The sequence below is a fragment of the Affinundibacterium danionis genome (genome assembly GCF_042432465.1).
In the GTDB taxonomy this organism is placed as follows: Bacteria; Pseudomonadota; Gammaproteobacteria; order Burkholderiales; family Burkholderiaceae_D; genus Undibacterium; species Undibacterium danionis.
Genome location: NZ_JBHLXJ010000036.1, coordinates 61095 through 85608, shown reverse-complemented (window position 1 = coordinate 85608; position 24514 = coordinate 61095). Strand labels below are relative to the sequence as shown.

Annotated in this window: 19 protein-coding genes; 14 read left to right on the top strand and 5 right to left on the bottom strand. The window is 45.3% G+C overall.

Annotated elements, in window-relative coordinates:
• The first annotated feature begins 62 nt into the window (after positions 1 to 62).
• The 6 genes from ACFFJH_RS19900 (at position 63) to ACFFJH_RS19875 (ending at position 7836) form a co-directional block, all read left to right on the top strand.
• Positions 63 to 2918: a 2-oxoglutarate dehydrogenase E1 component gene (locus ACFFJH_RS19900; protein ID WP_390214872.1), complete on the top strand. Its 2856-nt coding sequence runs from the start codon at positions 63 to 65 to the stop codon at positions 2916 to 2918.
• Between the two features lie 75 nt (positions 2919 to 2993).
• Positions 2994 to 4241, top strand: a complete 1248-nt coding sequence (gene odhB, locus ACFFJH_RS19895) for a 2-oxoglutarate dehydrogenase complex dihydrolipoyllysine-residue succinyltransferase (RefSeq protein ID WP_390214871.1) — start codon at positions 2994 to 2996, stop codon at positions 4239 to 4241.
• A gap of 25 nt (positions 4242 to 4266) precedes the next feature.
• Positions 4267 to 4614: a PspC domain-containing protein gene (locus ACFFJH_RS19890; protein WP_390214869.1), complete on the top strand. Its 348-nt coding sequence runs from the start codon at positions 4267 to 4269 to the stop codon at positions 4612 to 4614.
• A gap of 95 nt (positions 4615 to 4709) precedes the next feature.
• On the top strand, positions 4710 to 6137 hold the full coding sequence (lpdA, locus tag ACFFJH_RS19885) for a dihydrolipoyl dehydrogenase (RefSeq protein ID WP_390214867.1): 1428 nt from the start codon (positions 4710 to 4712) through the stop codon (positions 6135 to 6137).
• 141 nt (positions 6138 to 6278) lie between these two features.
• Positions 6279 to 7391, top strand: a complete 1113-nt coding sequence (gene zapE / locus ACFFJH_RS19880; protein ID WP_390214865.1) for a cell division protein ZapE — start codon at positions 6279 to 6281, stop codon at positions 7389 to 7391.
• Positions 7384 to 7836: a hypothetical protein gene (locus tag ACFFJH_RS19875; protein ID WP_390214863.1), complete on the top strand. Its 453-nt coding sequence runs from the start codon at positions 7384 to 7386 to the stop codon at positions 7834 to 7836. Before zapE ends, ACFFJH_RS19875 begins: the two co-directional genes overlap by 8 nt.
• 104 nt (positions 7837 to 7940) lie before the next feature.
• Here ACFFJH_RS19875 and ACFFJH_RS19870 read toward each other — a convergent pair whose 3' ends face one another.
• Entirely contained in the window at positions 7941 to 9107 is a 1167-nt protein-coding gene (locus ACFFJH_RS19870; protein ID WP_390214861.1) for a pyridoxal phosphate-dependent aminotransferase, read from the bottom strand.
• A 348-nt stretch (positions 9108 to 9455) separates the two neighbouring features.
• Between ACFFJH_RS19870 and ACFFJH_RS19865 the strand changes: the two genes are divergently transcribed.
• Positions 9456 to 14720, top strand: coding sequence for a hypothetical protein (locus tag ACFFJH_RS19865; RefSeq protein WP_390214859.1), 5265 nt, complete (start codon positions 9456 to 9458; stop codon positions 14718 to 14720).
• Between the two features lie 84 nt (positions 14721 to 14804).
• Here ACFFJH_RS19865 and ACFFJH_RS19860 read toward each other — a convergent pair whose 3' ends face one another.
• Complete coding sequence (locus ACFFJH_RS19860; RefSeq protein WP_390214857.1) at positions 14805 to 16169, bottom strand: ATP-binding protein; 1365 nt, start codon at positions 16167 to 16169, stop codon at positions 14805 to 14807.
• A gap of 59 nt (positions 16170 to 16228) precedes the next feature.
• Positions 16229 to 16954 carry an osmolarity response regulator transcription factor OmpR gene (gene ompR, locus ACFFJH_RS19855; RefSeq protein ID WP_390214855.1) on the bottom strand — a complete coding sequence of 242 codons (726 nt, stop codon included), beginning with the start codon at positions 16952 to 16954 and terminating at the stop codon, positions 16229 to 16231.
• Positions 16955 to 17298: 344 nt separating this feature from the next.
• On the opposite strand from ompR, the gene ACFFJH_RS19850 reads away from it, so the two are divergent.
• The gene (locus ACFFJH_RS19850; RefSeq protein ID WP_390214853.1) at positions 17299 to 17682 is read left to right on the top strand and encodes a hypothetical protein; all 384 of its coding nucleotides are present in this window, start codon (positions 17299 to 17301) and stop codon (positions 17680 to 17682) included.
• On the opposite strand, the gene smpB is transcribed toward ACFFJH_RS19850, so the two are convergent.
• Positions 17679 to 18134, bottom strand: a complete 456-nt coding sequence (gene smpB, locus ACFFJH_RS19845) for an SsrA-binding protein SmpB (protein ID WP_390214991.1) — start codon at positions 18132 to 18134, stop codon at positions 17679 to 17681. The two genes, ACFFJH_RS19850 and smpB, sit on opposite strands and share 4 nt — an antisense overlap.
• Positions 18135 to 18249: 115 nt before the next feature.
• On the opposite strand from smpB, the gene ACFFJH_RS19840 reads away from it, so the two are divergent.
• Together ACFFJH_RS19840 and ACFFJH_RS19835 are read left to right on the top strand one after the other, a co-directional pair.
• Complete coding sequence (locus ACFFJH_RS19840) at positions 18250 to 18684, top strand: type II toxin-antitoxin system RatA family toxin (RefSeq protein ID WP_390214851.1); 435 nt, start codon at positions 18250 to 18252, stop codon at positions 18682 to 18684.
• Positions 18674 to 19018 carry an RnfH family protein gene (locus ACFFJH_RS19835; RefSeq protein ID WP_390214849.1) on the top strand — a complete coding sequence of 115 codons (345 nt, stop codon included), beginning with the start codon at positions 18674 to 18676 and terminating at the stop codon, positions 19016 to 19018. The genes ACFFJH_RS19840 and ACFFJH_RS19835 overlap by 11 nt, the downstream gene beginning before the upstream one ends.
• 47 nt (positions 19019 to 19065) lie before the next feature.
• Here ACFFJH_RS19835 and ACFFJH_RS19830 read toward each other — a convergent pair whose 3' ends face one another.
• Complete coding sequence (locus ACFFJH_RS19830; RefSeq protein ID WP_390214847.1) at positions 19066 to 19581, bottom strand: DUF4124 domain-containing protein; 516 nt, start codon at positions 19579 to 19581, stop codon at positions 19066 to 19068.
• Positions 19582 to 19705: 124 nt separating this feature from the next.
• On the opposite strand from ACFFJH_RS19830, the gene guaB reads away from it, so the two are divergent.
• Genes guaB through queE form a run of 4 tightly spaced genes read left to right on the top strand, consistent with a single transcriptional unit; the run spans position 19706 to position 24514 of the window.
• Positions 19706 to 21166 carry an IMP dehydrogenase gene (guaB, locus tag ACFFJH_RS19825; protein ID WP_390214845.1) on the top strand — a complete coding sequence of 487 codons (1461 nt, stop codon included), beginning with the start codon at positions 19706 to 19708 and terminating at the stop codon, positions 21164 to 21166.
• A gap of 48 nt (positions 21167 to 21214) precedes the next feature.
• Complete coding sequence (locus ACFFJH_RS19820) at positions 21215 to 22264, top strand: GGDEF domain-containing protein (protein ID WP_390214843.1); 1050 nt, start codon at positions 21215 to 21217, stop codon at positions 22262 to 22264.
• A gap of 15 nt (positions 22265 to 22279) precedes the next feature.
• Positions 22280 to 23872, top strand: coding sequence for a glutamine-hydrolyzing GMP synthase (gene guaA / locus ACFFJH_RS19815; protein ID WP_212673777.1), 1593 nt, complete (start codon positions 22280 to 22282; stop codon positions 23870 to 23872).
• Positions 23873 to 23878: 6 nt separating this feature from the next.
• Positions 23879 to 24514 carry a 7-carboxy-7-deazaguanine synthase gene (gene queE / locus ACFFJH_RS19810; RefSeq protein ID WP_390214841.1) on the top strand — a complete coding sequence of 212 codons (636 nt, stop codon included), beginning with the start codon at positions 23879 to 23881 and terminating at the stop codon, positions 24512 to 24514.

Genomic DNA, 24514 nt, shown 5'->3' with positions numbered 1-24514 from the left:
CCGTGTCGCGGAAGGTTAGATTAACCCGCTAATCTCGCGAAGCGCGAAGAAAGGTGAGCAATATGATGCAACAACAAAACGCTAACTCGTATCTGTTCGGCGGCAATGCGCCGTATGTTGAAGAACTGTATGAGTCGTATCTCAACAATCCTGGCTCCGTGCCGGACAATTGGCGCGCGTATTTCGACGCCATGCAACACGTTCCCGCTGTTGATGGTTCCGCTAAACCCGACGTGGCTCATGCGCCAGTCATCGCCTCATTTGCCGAACGTGCAAAACAAGGTCCTATCCGTACCGTAAGTGCAGCAGGTGACGCTGAAATGGGACGCAAACGTGTCGCCGCTCAGCAATTAATCGCCGCTTACCGTTTCTTGGGTAGCCGTTGGGCCAATCTCGATCCATTACAACGCCAAGAACGTCCACCACTCCCAGAGTTGGAAGCGAGTTTTTATGGTTTTACTGACGCGGATATGGACACTCAGTTCAATATCAGCAACACCTATTTTGGGACAGAGACCGCCTCTTTACGCGACCTGCTCAATTCCTTGCGTGATACTTACTGTCGTTCTATCGGCGCCGAATTTATGTACATCGGTGATCCAGCCGAAAAGCGCTGGATGCAAGAAAAATTAGAATCAATCCGCTCTACACCTAACTTCACAGCCGAAAAGAAAAAACACATTCTGGAACGCTTGACAGCAGCAGAAGGCTTGGAACGTTATTTACATACACGTTATGTCGGTCAAAAACGCTTTTCGTTAGAAGGTGGGGAAAGTTTTATCGCTTCCATTGACGAAACGATTCAACGCGCAGGTGAGCGCGGTGTGGAAGAAATCGTAATTGGTATGGCGCACCGCGGTCGTTTGAACGTGCTAGTCAATACTTTGGGCAAAATGCCGCAAGATTTGTTTGCTGAATTTGAAGGCAAACATGCCGATGATTTGCCAGCTGGTGACGTGAAATATCACCAAGGTTTCTCCTCTGATGTCTCAACTCCAGGCGGTCCAGTTCATTTGTCATTAGCGTTCAATCCGTCTCACTTGGAAATCGTCAATCCTGTGGTTGAAGGTTCTGTGAAAGCACGTATGGAACGCCGTGGCGATAAAGACGGCGCGCAAGTGTTGCCTATTTTGGTACACGGTGATGCTGCTTTCGCGGGTCAAGGCGTTGTCATGGAAACCTTGAATCTGGCGCAAACACGCGGCTATGGTACTGGTGGTACCGTGCATATCGTCATCAATAATCAAATTGGTTTCACGACTTCTGATCCACGTGATGCACGTTCTACTTTGTATTGCTCAGACGTTGTTAAGATGATCGAAGCGCCAGTCTTGCACGTGAATGCAGATGATCCTGAAGCAGTGGTCTTGGCAACGCAAATCGCGCTTGATTATCGTATGATTTTCAAGAAAGACGTTGTGGTCGATATTATCTGCTACCGTAAATTGGGTCATAACGAACAAGATACGCCAGCATTGACACAGCCTTTGATGTACAAAAAGATTGCTCAACATCCTGGCACACGTAAGATGTATGCCGATAAATTGGCAGCGCAAGGCACCATCGCAGCGACGGCTGGCGACGATATGGTGAAAGCCTTCCGTGATGCGATGGATGCAGGTAAACATACAGTTGATCCAGTTATTTCTAATTTCAAGAATAAATTTGCAGTTGATTGGATTCCATTCCTGAATAAGAAATGGACCGATGCTGCAGACACTGCGGTTCCAACCACTGAATTGAAACGTTTGGCAGAACGCATCACGACTATTCCAGCCGACTTTAAACCACACAGTTTGGTAGAAAAAGTGTTGGCAGATCGCGCAGCAATGGGTCGTGGCGAAATGAACCTCGATTGGGGTATGGGCGAACACTTGGCCTTTGCTTCCTTGGTATCTTCAGGTTACGCGATTCGTTTAACTGGTCAAGATGCAGGTCGCGGTACTTTCGTTCATCGTCATGCTGTGTTGCATGACCAAAAACGTGAGCGTTGGGACGCAGGGACGTATATTCCACTGCAAAACATTTCCGATAAACAAGCACCATTCACGGTGATTGACTCTGTTTTGTCAGAAGAAGCGGTATTGGCGTTTGAATATGGTTATTCGAGCGCAGAGCCAAATACGTTGACTATCTGGGAAGCCCAATTCGGTGACTTCGCGAATGGCGCGCAAGTCGTTATCGATCAATTTATTAGCTCCGGCGAAGTGAAGTGGGGTCGTGCTTGCGGCCTCGTGATGATGCTGCCACATGGCTATGAAGGTCAGGGTCCAGAACATTCCTCTGCTCGTCCAGAACGTTTCTTGCAATTGTGTGCAGACAACAACATGCAAGTCGTTCAACCAACGACAGCATCGCAAATTTTCCATCTGTTGCGTCGTCAAATGATCCGTCAATTCCGTAAGCCTTTGGTCATCATGACGCCGAAGTCTTTGTTGCGTAATAAGGATGCGGGTTCTCCATTGTCAGAATTGGCAAAAGGTAGCTTCCATACGGTGATTGGTGAAGTGGATGAGTCTATCGATACGAAGAAGGTCAAACGCGTGATCGCTTGCTCCGGCAAGGTTTACTATGATTTGGTGAATGCACGTAAAGAACGCGCACAAACTGATACAGCGATTATTCGTGTGGAACAACTCTACCCATTCCCACATAAGAGTTTTGTCGCGGAATTGAAGAAATTCCCGAACATGGTGGAATTGGTTTGGGCACAAGATGAACCACAAAATCAAGGTCCATGGTTCCAAATTCAGCACAATATCTTTGAAAGTTTGGATGAAGGTCAGAAGCTTGCTTACGCAGGTCGCCCTGCAAGCGCATCTCCAGCTGTCGGTTACTACGATAAGCACTATGCGCAACAAAAAGCATTGCTTGATGCAGCCTTTTCGAAACTCAAGGGCTATATCTTGACCAAATAATCCTAGGCGGCATTGCCAATAATAAAGAAAGCGCAGTGCCGAATTAGACATAGACATCCTACACGGAGAATAAACATGGCAATTATCGAAGTAAAAGTTCCTCAGTTATCTGAATCTGTCGCCGAAGCGACTTTGCTCTCTTGGCATAAAAAAGTCGGCGAAGCAGTTAGCCGCGACGAAAATTTAGTTGACGTTGAAACGGACAAAGTGGTGTTGGAATTGCCAGCACCAGGTGCAGGCGTGATCACGCAAATTATCAAAGGCGATGGCAGCACAGTCGTTGCTGGTGAAGTAATTGCGATGATGGATACGGAAGCAAGTGCTGGTGCATCCGCACCTGCTGCCGCTGCTCCAGTTGCAGCAGCAGCCGCCCCAGTCGCCACTGCTAGCGCAAGTTCCGCTGCGGGTATCGCAATGCCCGCTGCTGCAAAAATTTTGGCTGAAAACAATTTATCTGCAGGTGCAGTTGATGGCACGGGTAAAGACGGTCGCGTAACAAAAGGTGATGCATTGGCTGCAGTTGCAGGCAAGGCTGCTCCAGTAGTGGCACCTTTGGCGGCACCAGTAGCAGCGAAACCAGCTTTGCAGCAAGTTGCGGCGCCAGCGGTTGCTAATCTTGGTGATCGCCCAGAAGAGCGCGTGCCTATGAGTCGTTTGCGTGCACGTATTGCAGAACGTTTAGTGCAATCACAATCCACTAACGCGATTTTGACAACATTTAATGAAGTCAATATGGCGCCAGTCATGGATTTGCGTAACAAGTACAAAGACAAGTTCGAAAAAGAACACGGCGTGAAATTGGGCTTTATGTCCTTCTTCGTTAAAGCAGCAGTTGCAGCATTGAAGAAATATCCAATTTTGAATGCTTCTGTTGATGGCAATGACATTGTGTACCACGGTTACTTTGATATTGGTATCGCAGTGGGTTCCCCACGCGGTTTGGTGGTACCAATTTTGCGCAATGCAGATCAAATGACAATCGCTGAAATTGAAAAGAAAATCGGCGAGTTCGGTGCTAAAGCAAAAGACGGTAAATTGACTTTGGACGATTTGACTGGCGGTACTTTCTCTATCTCCAACGGTGGTACTTTCGGCTCTATGTTATCGACACCGATCATCAATCCACCACAATCCGCTATTTTGGGCGTACATGCAACGAAAGATCGCGCTGTGGTTGAAAATGGTCAAATCCTTGTTCGTCCTATGAACTACTTAGCAATGTCTTACGATCACCGTATCATTGACGGTCGTGAAGCTGTGCTTGGTTTGGTCGCGATGAAAGAGGCCTTGGAAGATCCAGCGCGCTTGTTGTTAGACCTCTAATCTCTCGATAAAGAGCCCGCACCCTATGAATATTGCTGACGAAATTGATCGTCTGCACAAACTGCATCAGTCGGGCGCACTGACTGATGCTGAGTTTGCTCAGGCCAAAGAAAAATTACTAGCTGGATTGAATGCAAGTAATTCAGGTAATTCGGCAAACAATTCGAATGCGGAAAATCCATTCGCGCAATTGAATTATTTGCGTCGCTCAAAAACAGACCAATGGATTGGTGGTGTTTGCGGCGGCCTCGGTAAATTCACTAGCATGCAGTCATGGATTTGGCGTTTGGTGTTTGTGATCTTCGTTGCCTGCTTTGGTTTCGGCATTATTTTCTATTTGCTGGCGTGGATCTTTATTCCAGAAGAAGACTAAGTTCGTTTTAATGAGCGCAAAAGTTTTGTTAGATAAAAATAGACTGCGCTCATTCCCCATTATTTATTGAAAAGTAAACCTGACAAGGTAAGACTATGAGCAAACAATTTGATGTCGTCGTTATCGGCGGTGGTCCTGGTGGTTATATCGCTGCGATTCGCGCGGCACAATTAGGTTTTTCAACAGCTTGTATCGATGCATGGACTAACGACAAAGGTGGTCCAGCACCAGGCGGTACTTGCACTAACGTTGGCTGTATTCCGTCAAAAGCATTGTTGCAATCATCGGAGCACTATGAACACGCAGGTCACGCCTTTGCAGATCACGGTATCAGTGTAAGTGGCTTGGAACTAGACGTCGCGAAAATGCTGAAACGTAAAGACACCATCGTGAAGCAAAACAATGACGGGATCGTCTACTTATTCAAAAAGAATAAAGTCACATTCTTCCACGGTCATGGCTCGTTTGTGAAAGCTGCTGATGGCGCTTATGAAATCAAAGTGGCGGGCAAGGCGGAAGAGACGATTACGGGCAAACATATTATCGTCGCAACAGGTTCGAATGCACGTTCTTTACCAGGTGCAGCGTTTGATGAAGAATTGATTTTGTCGAATGACGGTGCATTGAAAATCGCAGCAGTACCGAAAAGATTAGGCGTGATTGGCGCTGGTGTTATCGGTCTGGAAATGGGTAGCGTTTGGCGTCGTTGCGGTGCTGAAGTGACTGTACTCGAAGCATTACCAACATTCTTGGGCGCGGTCGACGAGCAAATCGCGAAAGAAGCGCACAAGTTGTTCGTTAAGCAAGGATTGTCTATCAATCTTGGTGTCAAGATCGGTGAAATCGTTAAAGGTGCAAATGATGTCACAGTCAATTACACCGATGATAAAGGCACCGAGCACAAAGCCGTATTCGATAAATTGATCATTTCGATTGGCCGTACGCCAAATACAAATGGTTTGAATGCGGAAGCAGTTGGATTGGCTTTGGATGAACGTGGTTTCATCGCTGTTGATGGTGATTGCAAAACGAATTTGGCAAATGTATGGGCAGTTGGTGACGTAGTTCGCGGACCTATGCTCGCACACAAAGCGGAAGAAGAGGGCGTTGCTGTCGCGGAACGTATCGCTGGTCAACATGGTCACGTCAATTTCAATACGATTCCTTGGGTCATCTACACGTCACCAGAAATCGCATGGGTTGGCCGCACAGAACAGCAATTGAAGGCAGACGGCGTTGCTTACAAAGCAGGTACATTCCCGTTCATGGCGAATGGTCGTGCACGTGCATTAGGTGATACCTCTGGTATGGTGAAATTCTTGGCTGATGCAACGACGGATGAAATCTTAGGTGTTCATATTGTCGGCCCGATGGCTTCCGAATTGATTTCTGAAGCGGTTGTGGCAATGGAATTCCGTGCTTCTTCCGAAGATATCGCACGTATTTGCCATGCACACCCATCTTTGTCTGAAGCGACGAAAGAAGCCGCGTTAGCTGTTGATAAGCGCTCTTTGAACTTCTGATAATTTGCTTCTAATTTTTTTCTAACTTATTAGAAAAAAGAGTTTAGCCACAGAGGCGCAGCGTACGCAGAGAAAACTGATTGATTTCTCGGCGTGGGCTGCGCCTCTGCGGTTTATGTATTTTCTTTTTTGCGTAATGTCATGAACGTTCACGAGTTTTACCAAGAGGCAATTGATAAACGCGGCTTTCAAGTCGATGCCGCGCAAAAACGTGCGGTGGATCGCTTGCAACAAGCTTATGACGATTGGGTGGAATACAAATCCAAACGTGCAAATCGCCTAGTGCGTTTGATTAGTCGCCCTGAAGTGCCACGTGGAGTTTACATGTGGGGCGGCGTAGGGCGCGGCAAATCTTTTTTGATGGATAGCTTCTACTCAGTGGTGCCTGTAGTACGTAAAACACGCTTGCATTTTCATGAATTTATGCGCGCTGTGCATCGTGAGTTAGACGAGCTTAAAGGTGTCGCCGACCCATTAAATGAAGTTGCTGCCCGTATTGCAAAAAAATATCGTTTGATTTGTTTTGATGAGTTTCATGTCTCAGATGTCGCCGATGCGATGTTGCTGTATAACTTAATGAAGGCATTATTTGATAATGGGGTGTCGTTTGTAATGACCTCTAATTATCAACCAGATACTTTATATCCTGACGGTTTGCACAGAGATCGGATGTTGCCCACTATCGCTTTGCTTAAAGAACGCTTGGATATTTTAAATGTTGATTCCGGCAATGATTATCGCAAGCGAGCCTTGGAGCAAGTTGAAGTTTATTTAACGCCTTTGAATGCACAAACTGATCAAGGCTTACGCGCTGCATTTGCAAAAGTAGCAGAGACCAAGGATGAAGATCCCTATGTCGATATTGAAGGCCGACGTTTGAAATCCTTACGCCGCGCCGGCACCACGATTTGGTTTGATTTTACGACTTTGTGCGGTGGCCCTCGTTCACAAAATGACTACTTGGAAATCGCAAGCCGTTTTCATACGGTCATACTCTCGTCTATCCCACAGATGTCGGCAGGTATGTCTTCAGAGGCGAGACGCTTTACTTGGCTAATCGATGTGTTTTATGACAATAAAGTAAAACTCATTATGTCGGCAGAAGTAGCGCCTGAATTATTGTACACACAAGGTACTTTATCAAATGAATTTCATCGCACGGTCTCGCGCATTATAGAAATGCAATCTAAAGAGTATATGAGTGCTGACCAACGAGAAATTCATGCCATGCTGGATACACCTGCCCATGCTTAATAAAAAATTTATTAAATTGCCTGCTTTGGCTTTGCTATTTTGCCTGCTAATCGCCCAGGTTTATTTGCCTACTCCGGTGCTGGCACAACAGAGTCTTGCGCGAGTTGAATATGGTTTGTTAGAAAAAATGACAGAGGAATTGAATCGCGAATTTATTGCAGGTTCTATCAGCGCAAACGATGTTGCCGAGTTGGCCTTGAGTAAAGTAGATCAAGTACAGACCGTTTTGCAGAATTTCATACGTGACAAAGAGTTGCAATGCCAAGATAATTTTTTTGTTACTACATGTTTTGACGATCTACGTTTGAAGCGTCGCCAAGTTCAAGAAGTATTGAAAAGAATTAACGTAGAAGCGAAGTCATTTCTGCGTAAAGCAAGGGCAGCCAAGCTGGACGCTAAGATAGAAAGCAAAAATGCAAAGGAAGAGAATTCTGAAGAAAAATAGACTTCACAATTCTCATTTTCTTGCAAGACATGTAGTCGAAATTTGATTTTGAATTAGGGTAAACGGCAATTCATTTGTAAATTAACAATGATGTTGTCAGCGCTTTATAACTTAGTTAGCCGCTCTAAAGCTGCATCCAAAGTTTCCTTTTTCTTCGCGAAGCAAAAACGGACTAATTTATTTTGTGTTTGTTGTTGATAAAAAGCGGAGACTGGGATCGCAGCAACACCGACTTCTTCAGTAAGCCAGCTAGCAAATTCCAACTCAGATTTATCTGAAATCCCAGAATAATCGACACATTGAAAATACGTGCCATTCACTGCCAATAAACGGAAATTCGACTCTGCTAAAGCGGCTCGGAAATAATCTCGTTTTTCTTGATAGAAAGAAGCTAGCTGTAAATGGGCATCCGAGTTTTGCATATAGCTTGCCAGCCCCAGTTGCATCGCCGAGTTAACCGTGAACACATTAAATTGATGTACTTTGCGAAATTCAGCGCTCAATGTTTGTGGCGCTAATACATAAGCAACTTTCCAACCAGTCACATGATAGGTTTTGCCAAAGCTGGAGATAATAAAACTTCTGGCAGCCAATTCTGGATGACTTGCTAATGATAAATGGGCTTGTTTATCAAATACCATATGTTCATAGACTTCGTCTGACAAAATTAAAATTTGATTATCTCTGGTCAATTGCGCCAGTGCCTCTAAGTCACTTGTTAGTAAAGTGCTTCCTGTTGGATTGTGCGGCGAGTTGATAATAATTAGGCGAGTTTTGTCGCTAATTTTGCTTTCAATTTCATCCCAATCAATCTTAAATTCACCATTTTCGAAGCGCATGGCAACCAAGACAGGTGTACCACCTGCTAGTTGTATAGTCGGCACATAACTATCATAGGCCGGCTCAATCACGATCACTTCGTCACCTGCATGTACACAAGCCAAAATCGTCGTCATGATGGCTTGTGTTGCGCCAGCCGTCACCGTGATCTCGCTATCAACATTGTAGTCATGCTTGTACAAAGACTTCACTTTAGTCGCGATAGCTTGTCGTAAGGGGGCCGCACCCGACATCAGAGGATATTGATTGTGACCAGCCAACATCGCTTGATGTACATGTTCTATCAGGCGCGGATCACATTCGAAGTCAGGAAAACCCTGACCCAGATTAATGGCCTGATGCTTGTGCGCTAAGGCTGACATAGTAGCGAAGATGGTGGTTGTTACCTTGGGTAGTTTGGAGTTTATCAATGGTGGCGAGTTGGTATTCATCGTTCGTCAAAATTTAATAAAAAAATAAGTGATTGCACCGATTGTACTAATAATCGCTGACCCTGCGTTAGATCGGTTTAGACATTCTCACCATAAGCTCATATTGCACCGCGAACTATTTTTCAAACTAGAGAAACAAGTCGGTGGTCGCTGACGTAAATGCAGAAGCAGGCGCTGCGAAACAAAAAAATACTGAAAGTCAGGAAATGCGGTGTTTTTCCCGTTCTTCTCTAGGCTTCGTTTATTTTCCATCAGTCGATAATTCAAGCTATACAAATCCCCTACAAGCTTGCATAGAGCGGATATTCGCAAACAAGCAGCAGGGTAGACTCAATGACGAGGTGTGCAATGAATGACAATCAAATGATACTCAATCGCTTATCCATGGGTGCCTTGGCGCTGGATGATCAATTGAATCCACAGGCTGATTTGCCATCGGAAGATCATATGACGCCACACGCACGTATCGATATCAAAGCTATACGTGCCGCGATTGCAAGAGTAGAGGCGAATGCCAACGCTGATTTAGCCGCAGAAGCCCGTTCTCAAGCTGATTTGAAATCAGAATTGAATGCCGACACTAATGCAGAATCTAAGGTGGACTTGCAAACAGCCGAAACCGCCGAAATTGTTGCTAATGACGTCAACCAAGAAAATCGCCAGTTACAACAAGTAGAAGCCGATGGCCATCGTGCCCGTTTAGCGGCAGAGCTAGATTTAAAACTCTCTAGCGAAGAACGGATCGCTAGTGATGCGCAAGAAATTCGTGCCTTGCAAGAGCGCACACTGGTAGAACAGCAAGCCAAATTTCAAGCTGATCTCAGAATAAAAAATGAACAAGGCGCGAAAAAAATGGCGCTAGAACAAATCAAAATTGATACACAACTCAATTTCAAAGCCAAACTAGATGCCGAAAACTTAGCCGCAGAATCAGAAAATGCCAAACAATGGGCGGCGGAACGCGCAGCGGCATCGTATGCAGCGAAACAAGAGGCGATTGAGCGCGCACGGGTTGATGCTCGTATCGCCGAACAAGCTCGTGAACGTGAGCGACAAGATCGTGAAGCACGTTTGAATGCCGAACGTTTAGCAAAAATTCGCAATGAGTCTCTGCAAATTAATCGCGAACGCGATCAGGCTGAAGCGATTGCTTTAGAAGTATCTTTAAATCGTACACCGTTAGAAATCCGTGCTCGTGAAGAGGCGCGTGGTCGTGCTATGTTGGAACGTGAGTACGAAGCCATTGCACAAGCTAGAGTTGAATCGGAAAAGCGTGCAGCGGATGCGATTCAATTGCGTTTGCAAGCCGAGCAAGAATTATTGGCAGCGGCAAATCGCCGCGAACAAGCAGAAAAAATAGCCGCAGAAGCTGCTTTGGCACGTAGTGAAGCCGAAGAGAAAATTCGCCTGGCAACCGAATCACGAATTCAGGCAGAAAAAGAATTACAAACCAAGGCATTGGTTCGTGTTGAGAGTGAACAATATGCGGACGCCAATGCAAGAGCGCGTTTAGATGCAGAGGAAAAGGCCAATCAAGAAGCCAAACGTCGTCGTCAAGCTGAGTTAGAAGCTGCTGAAATGGCAAAACAGCGCCGTGAAGAAGAACAACGTGCAGAAAAATATGCGAGTGAAAAGGCCGCTCTAGAACGAGAAGCGGTACAGTTAGCTAAAGAAAAAGCGGACGCCGAGCAAAAAGCACTAGCAGCGATTTCAGTACAGACTGAATATTTAAAGCGTGCCAACTTGGCGGCCAATTCGAAAGCACAAAGCATTATTGAATTAGCGAAAGCGGAAAAAATGCGCGCCGAGGCTGAACAACGCGCCGCGAGAGCGATTCAAGCTAAGGTCGAAGCAGAGAAGAAAGTCATCGCTGAAGCAGAAACCATCGCCAAGACGGAAGAAACGCAGGCCGAAGTTTTGAGCATGCAACATCAGGCACAGCAAGCCATTCGCATTGCGCAAGAAACTAAAGTCGTAGCAGAGAAAATTGCGCTGGAAAATACGGTTGAGAATGTAAAGCTAGGTCAACAGCTAGCCATGCTTGCAATTCAAAAAAATCAGGATTCGCAAGCATTATTAGAAACTCAGCAAAGTCGGGTTGAAGCCGAAAGTAAAGCCTTAGAGTTGATTCAAGAAAAATTAATATCCGAAAAACGTAGAGCGGAATCTGCTGAGAAACTACTGCAAGCCGCAGAGGAAAAATTAGCAAGTGAAAGAGATGCTGAGCTTGCAGCGGCAGCTCGTTTGCAAGCGGAAGAAGAGGCTATCGCTTTGGCCGCCCAAAAAGAGATGTTGGAGCGTCAGCAGCAAGAGGCAATTGCGGCGCTATCAGAAGCGGAAAAACAAGCATTGGAACAAGCTCAAGTGCAAGCAGAGTTGCAGCGTAAGGCAGCTGCTTTAGCCTTACTGAAAGCGCGTCAAGCAGTGGAAATGAGTAAGGCTGAGCATCTGCGTTTGGAAGCAGAGCGCAATGCGGCAATGGCTAATCAAGAAAAATTAGAAGCAGAACGCGAAGCTGCAGAACAAGTGTTGGCGCGTGCCAAAGCGGATCGCGAACATGCACAGATGTTGTTTGCTCGTCAGGAAAAAGAAAAAGAAGCAAAATTAGTTCGCCAAGAATTAATGGCGGCGGAACAAGTGCGTCTGCAAAAAATGACTGAGCACGCTGAGTCGCAAAGACAAACGGCCAATGTTGCTAAATCCAAAGCCAACGAAGCTATCGAATTGACAAAATTAATGCGCGAACGCGAACAAGAAGAGCGTCGCAAATTAGCCTTGATTGAGGAAAAAAAATCAATCGAAAAACAATTACTGGCAGAGCTAGAAGCCAAGACCGCAGAAGAACAAAATCATATTCGTTTGCATCAGGAGCGTTTAGCGTCTGAGCAAAAAATTAGACTGGCCATTGAAGAAAAAAATAAAGCGGAAGCCGATCTTATTGCGCAGAACCAAGAGAAAATTCAACTCGAACTGCAAATTAAAGAAGCGACCGAGTTGCGCGCTAAACGTGCCTGCGAATTAGCCAATATTGAAAAGATTAAATTACAGGCTCAGCAAACAGCATTGCAAAGCTTGGAAGAAATCACGGCATTAGAATTGCAGAAAAAAGAAGCTGCATTGGAAGATGAAGCATTACAAAAACAAAGAGCCGAGTTAGAGCGCATTGCAGTCGCAGAGGCGCAATCGCGTTTGGCTTTAGAAAAACAAAATCGCATTTTGGCCGAGGAACGAGCTAAAGCGGAAGCTCTAGCTAAACAATTAGAGCATGACAAACTGCAAGAGGAGCAGGCATTGCATGCCAAAGTACATGCTTATGCTAGTTTGCAGGATCAAGCGCGTCAGGTGCTAATACAAAAGAAAAAACGTATTGCTGAGCTGGAACACACTGCCCAGCAAAGATGTGCTGCGGATCAGGCATTACTTGACACATGTAATGAGAAATTAGCGATAGAACAATCGACTTTGATCAACTTACAAGCACAAACTGTCGCAGAAAAAGCGGCCTTGAAAAATGCAGAGATCAATGGCGAATTAGCGCGCCTTGCACAACAAGATGCGGAGTTTGCTTTAGCAAAAGAAAATGCTTTGCATGAAGCTTTAGCTGCCAATGCCGAGGCACAAAATCTATTTGCAAACTTAATGCAACAGCGAGTTGACGAAGAGTTGAAGTTACATCAGTTGCACCAAGAACGTATCGAGAAAGAACAAGCGAGTTTAGTTACCCTGGCGTTTTCTCAAACGGCTGAGAAAAATGCTTTAGATGAAGCAGCTCGATTACAGGCTGTTGAAGAAGAAAAAATACGTTTGGCGGTGCAGCGTCAACAACAAGACGAACAAGCACGTCTGGAATTGCAGCAGTTGAACGCAGAAGAAGCTCGCTATCTTGCTTTGGCTGAGAAAGAAGCTGCAGCGCGCGTACAAGCGAGTAAAGCGCTAGAAACGAAAAACGATGCTTTGCAACAATCTATTAATCTATCGGAACAGCAAGCCCAAATTGAATTGCAACTCAACGCCGAGATTCAACAAAAAATTGAAGATGAACAACGTGCGATTAGTGCTTTGAATGAGCGCCTACGTTTCGAAAGTATGCTGGCCGAAGCTGAAAGTCAACGTGCTGAGCAAGAAATATTGGCAGCTCAACTTATCCAAGAAAAATTTGCCCAAGAAAATGCTTTATTGATTAGCTCACGCGATCATACCGAAGCGCAAAAAACAGCATTAAGTTTGATTGAACAACGTTTAGCTCAAGCTGAGGAGTTGAAAGAATTTGAAGCTCAACGAGTCGCCTTAGAACGCCAAGAGCTACAGTTGTTGGCACAGAAGAGTGCGGCTGAGCAATGTTTGGCAGAGGAAACTGCAAAACGTATAGAGACCGAGCAAGCCTATCTACAAGAGTGCGAATACCGCGTGTTGGCGGAGCAAGATGCCAGAATCGCTTTACAGAATCGACTCGCTGCCGAAAATGAAGCACGTGTTTTAGCAACACAGCAAGCACAATTAGAGTCCGAATTGATTGCAACTGCCGAAGCGCAAAGTAGTGATTTGTTGCGCTTGCAACAGGCGCAAGCAGCGCGTTTAGAATTAGAGACTGCGATCGCTATCAAAACCCAAGAGCAACTGGCCTTCGAAGAAGAAATGGTGGCTTTACATCACAGGACTTTGCGTGACATCGAATTAAAACTGGAAGCAGAAAGCTTGGTGATTGAGGAAGCCAAGAAACGTGCTGACCTGGAACATCAAGCCTTAGTTCAGGCGCAAATTCGTTTAGAGGCTGAGCGTGTTGCTGCTAGCGAAGAGAAAGTCAGATTCGAAACGGAATTGACCTTGACAATCGCCGCCAATGCTAAATCAGAACAAGAATATTTACATGTGGCTGAGATCGAAAAAAATCGTGAGCAACAAGAAACTTTAGCTCAGCTTGAAAAAGAAAATGCCGAGGCAGAAAAACAAATCGCGCGTCTATTAGCGGATCAGATTTTCGAAGCACAAACTTTGCGTCATAAAAATTTAGAGCGTTTGCAAAAAGAACAGGAAGCGCAAGAATTATTGGCAGAGAGAGTGCAACAAGAGGCAGCGACCTTAGCATTGGTCAATGCAAAAAAACTGGAGGAACAAACACTGTTAGCACAGACATTGTCGTTGCAAGCAGAATTGAAAAACGAGGTTGATTTGCAAAAAGAAAATACACTCGCTTTGCAAAATAAAATTGATGCGGAAAAGCGTGCGGCAGAAGCTCTGACTAAACAATTATTAGATCGTTTTACCTTGGAGCAGGGACAGCATCAACAATGGTGTGAACGTGCGAAAGAAGTATTGCAAGCATCGCCGATTCCTGTGGAAATATCTGACGCTACACCGTTCACCGTAGTGAAAAAAAATACCGGTCTGCGTTCCCCTGTTTTGTTTAGCGTATTGATGGGAATAGGGATGGCTGGCGCGGTGAGCTGGAGCATGTTGCAAGCTCAGGCGAGTAGCGTTGTATTAAACCATGCTGGTGTGACGAATGTGGCGCCCACGGCGAAAGTTTCACCGGCGAATATTTCACCGATCGTAGCCAGCGCCAAGACTGAGACTTTGCGTATGAGTTATCAACTCAATCCAGAGGCAAAATAAAAAATGTAGTAGCTAGTTGGATTTGATCAAGAAATGTCGCCGCAGAGAAATCTCCGGCGACATATTTTATGGTCTAGGCTTAGGTTATTTAGAAGTGCGGTGAGCGGATATAAGAATTTGTATATCCAATCCACCGGCAGGATGATTTTGTAAGCGTATTTTGCCGCCATGGCGTTTAACGATACGATCAACGATTGCCAAGCCAAGACCAGAACCATTAGCTTGACTCCTAGCGATATCGCCGCGCGTGAATGGGCGTAACAAGCGAGTTATTTCCTCTTTAGGTACGCCCGGCCCAAAATCTCTCAATCGTATGCAGGCAAGTGGCTTATTAGGCTGTTCAGAAAAACGACATTCCAATTCTAATTTAACTTGATTCGTTGTCGCATCACGAGCGTAACGCAATGCGTTTTGGATGAGATTATTAAATAAGCGTTGAATCTCAATCTCTATCCCTGTGATGGAAATGCCAGGATCAATTTTGGCCAGTATGATAACGTTGCTGTCGCGCTGCACATCTTGAACTATTTTTTCAACTAGGCTGCTCAAGTGGACGCTGTTAAATGTGGATTCATGCAAAGGCTTAGCATAGTCTAAGAACTGTTGAATGATGCCATCCATTTGGCTTAAGTCGGATTGCATCGCCTCACGAGTCGTGGCGTCGACAGGTGCCATTTCTAATTCTAATTGCAAGCGGGTCAGAGGCGTTCTCAAGTCATGTGAAATGCCTGCAAGAATGACGGTGCGATCTGATTCGCTACGGGCTAAATCGTCCACCATTTGATTGAAGCTGACATTTGTCTCTCTAATTTCCCTCGGGCCATTCTCAGGGAGTGGAGGCGGACGTAGCCCATGCGCTAGTTGACGTGCAGCTTGGCTTAAATTTGATAGTGGCGCGTTAATGTGTCGAGAAATGAAGACGGCTCCGACTAAAGTTAAAATTAGCGTGATGCTAGCCCAACCTAATATTTGCAAGCTGGTTTCATTTTGCAATCGATCTTGTTCTAATCTTAGCCAATACTGATCCTCATCAATGACAAAGCTGAGCCAAAATCCTTCCTCACCATTGACCGCTCTTGCGAATTGGGTTTTTGCGCCTAGTTTTTCTTGAATTAATTTTTTAAGTTCATCAAAAAAAACGGTATCTTCTTGCGCTACTATCTTGTCGTTTTCCTCAACTAGATAAATGCGTATTCCCTCATTTCGCGCTAGGTCTAGAAGTAATTCGCGGCGTTTGTCTTCAGCAGAATGCGTAAGAGCAGCGCGAGTGATGGTTACCATGGACACAATTTGCCCTGAGATTTGTTGTGCGCGTGGCTTGCGTTCTACCAGTTTGAAGCTGATAAACCATGCAGCCATACTGGCCGTTACTAAGATAGTCAGTAAAAAGAAAGTGCGCCAGAAAAGGGCGCTACGTACCCCGCTCAAAGCAAGAAAATAATTGCGCATATTGTGCGTTGTTCGCTTTAGTTCGCCTAGAGTCGTCTCAGTTTTTTAGTCGCCAACATCTATTTGGACTGGCCATCAGGAATGAAAACATAGCCTAAGCCCCAGACCGTTTGTATGTATTGTGGTGTTCCCGGGTCTTTTTCTATTAATTTTCGTAAGCGAGAAATTTGTACGTCTAGACTGCGGTCGAATACCTCGTATTCGCGGCCACGTGCTAATTCCATCAATTTTTCGCGTGATAGCGGTTGTCGGGCGTGACGAGCAAATACTTTTAGCACTGAGAATTCACCGGTGGTTAAATTGATTTGCTCATCTTTTCGTTTTAGACTGCGATTGGATAAATCTAGGCAAAATTCTCCAAATTTAAAGACTTGCCCGTGCTCTAGAGGTGCTCCGGGTACTTCGTCAGGTCCACGGCGACGCAGAACCGCGTTAATACGTGCGACTAGTTCTCGCGGATTGAAAGGTTTGGGGAGGTAGTCATCTGCACCCATTTCTAAGCCAATAATCCGATCGACATCCTCACCTTTGGCAGTTAGCATGATGATTGGCGTTTTATCGCCACCACCTCGCAAGCGTCTGCAAATCGATAATCCATCTTCACCTGGTAGCATGAGATCCAATACCAGTAGGTCGTAGCGTTCGCGTAGCCAGAGTTTGTTCATTGCGGTCGCGTTTTCTGCAACGACGACTTGAAAACCTTGTTCAGTCAAATATCGGCGCAATAAGTCGCGCAAGCGAATATCGTCATCGACGACTAAAATTTTGGCTTTGGTATCAGTCATGTCATTCATTTTGTGATGATAATGTGTTTATCTTACTGTGAATTGGCATCGCGCTGTATTGATTTTTCATAGGCATTACAAACTGTTACAGACCTTACAGAATACCCCTGTTCAAGCCTCTGCTTTCTCTCTACACTGCTTGCAGGCTAAGTAAAATTTGGTGGAAAATAGGCAGAGAGTAAAAATAATCGTTATTTTTCAGCTAATGTGAATAAGGCACTCTTTTCCAACGTGGGTATTCTGTCTGAGGTTTCGTCCAATGGCTAAACTCAAATTTCATTGGATAAAGATAGGAGCGCTAATAGTCTAATCAAAAATATTTTGAAGGTAGAAAGAATTTTTTTGTGAAAAAAATAAGTATCAATATGGTTTGCTTGAGAGTGCTGCTAGTTGTCGGATTAAGCGATATCAGTGTGGCATTTGCGCAGCAACGTAGCTTTGAGGCAAACAGAAAACAAGAAATGCGACAGCGGCGTGTTGAAGAGTTTCGTGCGATACGTCAAATAGAGCATCAAGAGCGTCTGCATCACTTGAGTGAAAAAGCCGCGCAGCGGCAGCCTATTTCGAATGAAAGCGGCTTGCCAACAGCCGCTCGCTCTGGCTCTGAAATGGAGGCTCGTCCATTGCCGAAATTTAATCGACTCACGCCTGAAGAGCGTATCGCGCTCAGACGGCAGATCCGCGAGGCGCGAGAAGATATTTATCTAAAACGACAAGAGAAAAATTAACGACGGTGCTGCTTCATAATTTTTTGCTGTTCACGCTGCCAATCGCGTTCTTTTTCTGACTCTCGTTTGTCGTGTTGCTTTTTACCTTTGGCTAATCCAATCTGACATTTCACTCTGCCGTTTAAATAGTGCATATTAAGTGGCACCATGGTGTAGCCAGAGCGTTCCACTTTACCTATTAATTTTTTAATTTCTTCTGCATGCAAGAGCAATTTACGTGTTCTTACGGAATCTGGGTGTATGTGCGTTGATGCCGTTGGTAGCGCGCCAATATGAGCGCCGAATAGAAAAATCTCGCCATTTTTTATAATGACATAAGCTTCTTTCAATTGAACTCGTCCAGCGCGAATCGCTTTTACTTCCCAGCCTTGCAGCACGATACCTGCTTCGAACTGTTCTTCGATAAAGAAGTCGTGGAATGCCTTTTTATTATCTGCAATGCTCATACTGATTTTTGTGTTCTTGTAATTTACAAGGTGATGAACGCGTTAAATTGCGCTTATTCACCGAGAAGTGGGGTGTTTCGGTTAAAATTCGGTCTGTGATCATACCAAATGACTTGAGATAATGGCAGTCGTCCAAAAAAACGTTTTAATTTCCTACAGTGCAGAACAGATGTTCGCTCTTGTTGAAAAAGTTGAAGATTATCCTTTGTTTTTGCCTTGGTGTGGAGGCGTCAACGTACTTGAGCGTTCGGACGAGCAGCTTAAAGCAACATTATCTATCAATTATCACGGAATCAAGCAAAGTTTCACGACTCAAAATGTGAATTCTCCACCGAATAAGATGGAAATGCGTTTGGTGGATGGACCTTTTAAGCAATTACATGGGCAGTGGACTTTTACGGCTTTACGCAGCGATGCGTGCAAAATTGAATTTGATCTGCGCTATGAGTTTTCTAGTAAGTTACTGGAGCATTTAATTGGTCCAGTGTTCGGAAAAATCACTAATAGTTTTGTCGATGCGTTTTGCGCGCGCGCTGAGGTGGTTTATGGAAAGTAAGCCAGTCGATCAATTGCCACAGAATTTAGCTAGTTTGTTAGCTATTCAATTATGTTATTCAAGAAACGGGACAGCCCCTGTCTTGCTGGATCTGAAGGTGGCGCAGGGTAGTACTATTGATCAAGTGTTCTTGAGTTTGAATCCGACTTTACGACACGAGCTCGAACAAATGCTCAGTGAGAAAGCCACATTTGCCGTGTTTGGGAAAAAGAAGACCCGTGACTATGTTTTATCTTCTGGCGACAGACTTGAGATTTGTCGTGCTTTGATTGCGCAGCCTATGGACGCGCGCCGCCGTCGTGCCTTACGAGAGCATAAAACGGGGAAAATGTGATGGTAGCCTGAATAGTGCTGAGTAACTCAGGCTACGTCACCTTGGTCTTATGGGCAATCGCTTAAGATCTTTTTGGCTTCGGCCGCTTCTTTCGCTCTTTGTGTTTCATCGAGTACGGTTCTCTCACCATTTTTATTGCGCGTCATGATGAGGACACCTTCGTCGAGAGATTGTTTGTAAGACTTTGCGCGCTCACAATTTTTTGCCTTAGCCTCGGTGTTCTGTTGCTCTATTTCCGCTTTCTTTTCTGCTTCTTCTTTCGCTATCCTGCGCTTATTGGACTCTTCATTCTTTTTGGCGAGGGTGACTGGTTTTTCAATTTTGTCCATCTCGCTCTTGCCCATGTCGTCTTTCTTTTCGGAGGGGTTAGCCTGATCGGTGGCTCGCGCAACCCCAAATGGAGATTTTACAATTTTATCTTTTGGAACAGATTTTGGTGGCGGATGATCGGAATACTGTTTGACACCTTTGTCGTTGAGCCAGATGTACTGTGCGAACGCGGTATTCGCACAAACCAGCGCTAAGCTCACTATAATTGTTGAGAAAAAAGCTTTTTTTTGCATGATTGACTCGATTTCTTATACGGGAATGACAAAGTTTTTAAAGAATTTATCGCGAGTTTTACACGGAACGAGACGGATCGGCAAGTTTTCTGTATAATTTGCTTTTGCGCCTATAGGAAACACTATGCGTCTTCTTCAAAAAGCACTCACTTTCGATGATGTGTTGCTCGTCCCAGCTTACTCAAATATTCTCCCAAAAGATACCTCTCTTGCGACGAATCTGACACGCAATATTAAACTCAATATACCTTTGGTATCCGCTGCCATGGATACGGTGACTGAAGGTCGCCTAGCGATTGCGATGGCGCAAGAGGGTGGTATTGGTATTATTCATAAAAACTTGACTCCCAAAGAGCAGGCTCGTGAAGTCGCTAAGGTTAAACGTTTTGAATCTGGCGTTTTGCGTGATCCAATTACGATTGCGCCTTCGACGACGATCCGTGATGTGATCTCACTCAGTTCTCAACATGGTATTAGCGGCTTCCCGGTGGTTGAAGGTAAGACTGTCGTTGGTATTATCACCAATCGTGACTTGCGCTTTGAGCAAGAATTAGATGCTGAAGTGCGCGCAAAGATGACGCCACGTGAAAAATTGGTCTTCGTGAAAGAAGGCGCTGATTTGAGTGAAGCGAAGCGTCTGATGAATAAGCACCGCCTCGAACGCGTATTAGTCGTTGATGATGCATTTGAGTTGCGTGGCCTGATTACCGTAAAAGATATTCAAAAATCCACAGAACATCCACTAGCCTCTAAAGATGAACAAGGCAAATTACGTGTGGGTGCTGCGGTGGGTGTCGGTGCGGATAATGATGAGCGTATTGATCTGTTGGCTAAAGCAGGTGTCGATGTGATTGTCGTTGATACTGCTCATGGACATTCCAAAGGTGTCTTGGACCGTGTACGTTGGGTGAAAACCAATTACCCACATATCGAGGTCATTGGTGGCAATATCGCGACAGCCGCAGCGGCTTTAGCCTTGGTTGAGCACGGTGCGGATGCCGTTAAAGTGGGTATTGGCCCAGGTTCAATCTGTACCACTCGTATTGTTGCTGGTGTTGGCGTTCCACAAATTACAGCGATTGCCAATGTTGCAGCTGCTTTGCGCGGCACTGGTGTGCCTTGTATCGCTGATGGCGGTATCCGCTTCTCTGGTGACGTGTCCAAGGCTTTGGCTGCTGGCGCATCAACGGTGATGATGGGTAGTATGTTTGCGGGTACCGAAGAAGCGCCAGGCGAAGTTATTCTGTTCCAAGGACGTAGTTACAAATCTTATCGTGGCATGGGTAGTTTAGGCGCGATGGCCGATGGTTCCGCTGATCGTTATTTCCAAGACGCTGCGAATAATGCCGATAAACTGGTTCCGGAAGGTATCGAAGGACGTGTGCCGTATAAAGGTAGCGTCTTGGCGATTCTGTATCAGATGGTGGGTGGCGTTCGTTCTTCTATGGGGTACTGCGGCTGCGCATCAATCCAAGATTTACATGATAAAGCAGAGTTTGTCGAAATTACTTCTGCTGGTATGCGTGAATCTCATGTGCATGACGTTCAGATCACCAAAGAAGCTCCTAACTATCGTGCCGATTAAGCCGCGATTGTTTAAAATTCGATAGCGCCTCAACTACGGAGCAGCTAAATGGTGACACCTTTGGAACGTGCTAGTCGCATGGAGTTGTTTTTAGAAGGCTCGGGTAATACCCGTGTCGACCTCGATAAGTATGAGGCAAAAGTTGCCAGGTTTGAGCGCTTAGGAATACGTCTATTTGGGGTTGCGAATTGCATAGTTAGTTTCGGTAAGTTATTAGAACGCTTTGATCGTAGCGAGCATTCTATGGTGAGTATCGAAGCTAACTTCTGTGAGATGCTAGGATTTTCTGAAGAAATCAGAATTTACAATAATCTGAATTTTGAAGAAGACTTTTCAAAACATCCTTCGGTAGAAGGTGAACCGCACATTGTCTTTTGCGCGCAGCATCCTATTTTTGATACCAATGATCAAGTTGTTGGCTGTATTTATCTGATTGACTATGCTGAGCATGAGTTTGATGACGAATCTCGTTTATTGTTCGCTGATTTAGCGTCGATGGTTGAGCGGGAATTAGTGATTGGTGCGCTCAAATTGCAGCAACTTGATCTGGTAAAACAAATCCGTAACTTGAAGCGTGATGCTTTGCTTGATCCTGTGTTGGGAATGTGGAATCGATCTGCTATTTCACGTTCATTAGGAATAGAGTTAGAGCGCTGTTTAAAGGCAGAAAAGCCAGTATCTTTACTTTATCTCGGTGTCAATCAGTATCAGAATGTACGAGAGCGTTTGGGTAGTGGTGCGGGAGACTCTTTCCTGTTAAAGCTCGCTAGCCGAATTCGTTCTTGCATACGCCCATTTGATGCATTAGGTCGATTTGAAAGTGACGCGTTTTTGATAGTATTGCCCGGCGCGTCAAGTCTAGTCTCAGCCGCAGTCGCAGAACGCATACGACTTGCCGTTATCACACATCCAGAAGTACTCGAGGGTGAGACATTAGAAATAAATATTAGTATAGGGATTGCATCAACTACTGTTTTCCCCAATGTGTCACCTGAAACTTTTATTCATTCCGCAGAAAAAGCCCTACTTGCTGCTCGGCGATTAGAAAACAATTCTATTGTTCAGGCCAGTCCAGAGCAAATCGATATTACTCTTTGATTATTTTATAGAATCATGCATTCAAAAATCCTTATCCTCGACTTTGGTTCCCAAGTTACTCAATTGATCGCTCGCCGTGTTCGCGATGCTGGCGTATTTTCTGAAGTTTATCCTTACGATGTCAGCGATGAATTCATTCGCAACTATGGCGCAGCTGGGATTATTTTATCTGGCGGCCCAAGTAGTGTGACTGAAGGCGATACTCCACGTGCACCACTGGCGGTGTATGACGCTGGTGTGCCAGTTTTAGGGATTTGCTATGGTATGCAAACTATGGCAGAACAACTCGGTGGTAAAGTTGAAAACGGCAAAGTACGTGAATTTGGTTACGCTGAAGTTCGCGCGCGTAGCCATACTAAGTTATTAGAAGGCATCAACGATTTCGTGACACCAGAAGGTCACGGCATGCTCAAGGTATGGATGAGCCACGGTGATAAAGTCAATGAAATGCCAGCAGGGTTCAAGTTGATGGCATCAACCGACAATTGCCCAATCGCCGCAATGGCGGATGAAGATCGTCGTTTTTATGCAGTGCAATTCCATCCAGAAGTCACGCACACGATTCAAGGTGAGGCGATTATTGGTCGCTTTGTGCATGATATCTGTGGCTGCAAATCTGACTGGAATATGCCAGATTATATTTCTGAAGCAGTCGCGTCGATACGCGCTCAAGTCGGTGATGATGAGGTAATTCTTGGCTTGTCTGGTGGTGTCGATAGTAGTGTTGCAGCGGCCTTAATCCATCGCGCTATTGGCGATAAATTGACTTGCGTCTTTGTCGATCACGGTTTGTTGCGCCTCGATGAAGGCAAGATGGTCATGGAAATGTTCGCGAACAATCTAGGTGTGAAGGTGATTCATGTAGATGCCACAGAACAGTTCATGGGGCATCTGGCGGGTGTTACTGATCCAGAAGCCAAGCGCAAAATCATCGGTCGTGAATTTGTCGAAGTATTCCAAGCAGAATCTGGCAAACTTAAGAACGCAAAATGGCTGGCGCAAGGTACGATTTATCCAGACGTAATCGAAAGTGCAGGCAAAGGTAAAAAAGGCTCACACACAATTAAGAGTCATCACAATGTCGGTGGTTTGCCAGATACTTTGAATCTGAAGTTATTAGAACCACTGCGTGAATTGTTCAAAGATGAAGTGCGCAAATTGGGCGTGGCTTTAGGTTTACCACATAGCATGGTGTATCGTCATCCTTTCCCTGGCCCTGGTTTGGGCGTGCGTATCTTGGGTGAAGTTAAAAAAGATTTCGCCGATTTATTGCGCCGTGCTGACGCGATTTTTATCGAAGAATTACGTAATACTTACGTTGATCCGAACGCAGAAAAACCACAAACTTGGTATGACGCGACTAGCCAAGCATTTGCTGTGTTCTTACCAGTCAAATCGGTTGGCGTGATGGGTGATGGTCGTACTTATGAATATGTGGTGGCTTTGCGTGCGGTGCAAACACAAGACTTTATGACAGCGCATTGGGCACATTTGCCACATGAATTGTTGGGTAAAGTTTCCAATCGCATTATCAATGAAGTGCGTGGAATTAATCGCGTTGTCTACGATATTTCCGGAAAACCACCGGCGACAATCGAGTGGGAGTGATTTCTTTTGAGCTACAGCATTAAAGAAATTTTTTACACTTTACAGGGCGAGGGCACACATGCTGGACGTCCTGCGGTGTTTTGTCGTTTTGCTGGCTGCAATTTGTGGACCGGGCGTGAAGAAGATCGTGCCACAGCGGTTTGCCAATTTTGCGATACCGATTTCGTTGGAACCGATGGCGAAGGTGGTGGTAAGTTTAAGACGCCACAAGCTGTTGCTGCTCGGATCAATTCTTTATGGCCTGAAACGCATACCGCCAGTAAATTCGTCGTATTCACTGGCGGAGAACCATTGCTGCAACTGGATGAGGCTTTAATCGATGCGATGCACGATGTGGGTTTTGAAATTGCGATAGAAACGAACGGCACGATAGAAGTGCCGACTGGCGTGGATTGGATTTGTGTTAGCCCAAAAATGGGTTCGCAACTTGTGGTGCTCAAAGGCGATGAGTTGAAAGTCGTGATTCCGCAGTTGGGGCAGGACTTAAATGCGTACGAAGCGCTCGATTTTACACATCATTATTTGCAAGCAATGGATGGGCCTTTATTGCAGGACAATCTGCATAAAGCCATCGATTATTGCAAAGCGCATCCAAAATGGAAATTGAGTTTGCAGACGCATAAATTGCTGCAGATTCCTTAA